Below are 1,787 nucleotides of genomic sequence, written 5' to 3'. Positions count from 1 at the left end.
CAGGGCCGCGACTTTCAATGAACTTATTGTCATAGCAATAAACTCTCAGTTAGTTTTCCTGTCATGTATTGATTTCGGCACGTCGTCCCAGTGATCGGCGGGCAACCCCACGGGGGAGGAGAAATGTCCATGACAGCATCGACACCGAATCGGACACGAACAACGAGAGCGCTGGGGACAGCGGCACTGATTCCGGCTTTCGCAGTCGGCGGGTCGCTCATTCCAGCGTCTGCGGAAGACGGAGACGAGTCGCGTGCGTCGGCACGGTTCCTCTCCGGGCAAGTTCTCGATCTCGATCTGGACAGCGTGGCCGAGCTCGTCGGCGCGGAGACGGAGAACATCGGCGAGGATGAGGCCGTCACCGCTTCCGATCCGCTCGACCTCACCGTGCTGGAGACTCTCCCCATCGACCTGGGCGGAGTCGAGTTGCCGTTGAGCGACATCATCGAACTGGGAGCCGTGAACCAGTGGGCGTCGTCGGAACCGGGCGGCGCCTCACAGTCGGCTGCGGGCGCGGTGGCCGACGGCGGCGGAGTAGGCACGGGAGGTGACGACTTCCCGGGAAACGCCACCCTGAACCTCACCGATCTCCTCGGTGAGGGCATGGCGGAAGCCATCGCTGGCGTCGAACTGGAGCTGGGCGCGATCTCCTCGGAAGCTCACCTGCAAGCTTCCGCCGGTGAGCCCGACGTCGAGCGCGCGTACGAGATCGCAGGCGGCAGCCTGATTCTTGAGGTTCCTGCGGTCGCCGACCTGCTGGCAGGTATCGACGACGCGGTGGTGACTGTCGAGGACACGGTCAACGAACTCGCCGGGCCGGACGGCGCCATCGCCGGTGCGCTGGAGTCGCTGGACGCGGTCGGCGAGCTTCTGGACGGGCTGGCGGCGCTGCCGCTCGTCGACGTCACGGGGCCCGACATCACGGTCGAACTCGAGGCGAACCTGTCCGAGGCGCTTGACGAGATCCTGGCCACGCCGTTGGGCGAGGGCACCGGTGTCGAGCTCGACCTCGCCAACGCCTCGCTCGTCGTCGATCTCGACCAGCTGGTCGACGGTGGCCTCAACGGGCAAGAGCCCAACACGGACCTGTTGAGTCCTGAAGTCATCGACGGTCTGACCGAGCAGGTGACCGCTCTCCTGGAAGGGCTGACGGACCAGATCGTTGAGGCGGTCACCGAAGCACTCCAGGCCGTGGAGCTCGGCATCGATATCTACGCCGAGGTGAGCGCGCTCGTCGTGAACGACGTGCTGGACCTGAGCATGGACACCACGTTGGGTGCCTTGGTCAATGGTGAAGCAGAGCTGGAGGACAACAGCACGGGAGTCGTGGTCGGCGTCGTCGGGCCGCTCGTGGCGGAGCTGGTCAGCCAGATCGTCGACGTCATCGGCGGGTTGGTCGAGGACACGCTGTTCGGCGACGGCGGTGTGGCCGGCACCGTGGGCGAGACCGTGGCACCGCTCGTGGACACCCTGGCTGAGAGCCTCGCTCCGGTCGGAGATGTGCTGACGGAGCTGATAGCGGTACAGGTGAACGCACAGGCGGACGAGGACGGCGCGCACAGCGTCGCGGCGCTGGAGATCGATCTGTTGCCCGCCGAAGGCGGTATCTCACTGACGCTCGCGCAGTCGGCAGTCGGACCCAATCAGTCCTCCGATGGTGACGAAGACGGTGACGAGGATGGCACCGAGGACGGGACTGAGGACGGTGACGAGGATGGCACCGAGGACGGGACTGAAGACGGTGACGAGGACGGGACCGAGGACGGGACTGAAGACGGTGACGAGGA

At 65.4% G+C, this 1,787-nt stretch carries 1 protein-coding gene; it reads left to right on the top strand.

What is annotated here, in order from left to right:
• Positions 1-129 precede the first annotated feature (129 nt).
• A partial coding sequence (locus ELR45_RS23310; protein WP_165368038.1) for a choice-of-anchor G family protein occupies positions 130-1,787 on the top strand: 1,658 nt, incomplete at its 3' end.

The sequence above is a fragment of the Phytoactinopolyspora endophytica genome, from assembly GCF_004138495.1.
GTDB classification, from domain to species: domain Bacteria; phylum Actinomycetota; class Actinomycetes; order Jiangellales; family Jiangellaceae; genus Phytoactinopolyspora; species Phytoactinopolyspora endophytica.
Note: the sequence above shows the minus strand (reverse complement) of the source record. Positions and strands in the feature narration are given on the sequence as shown.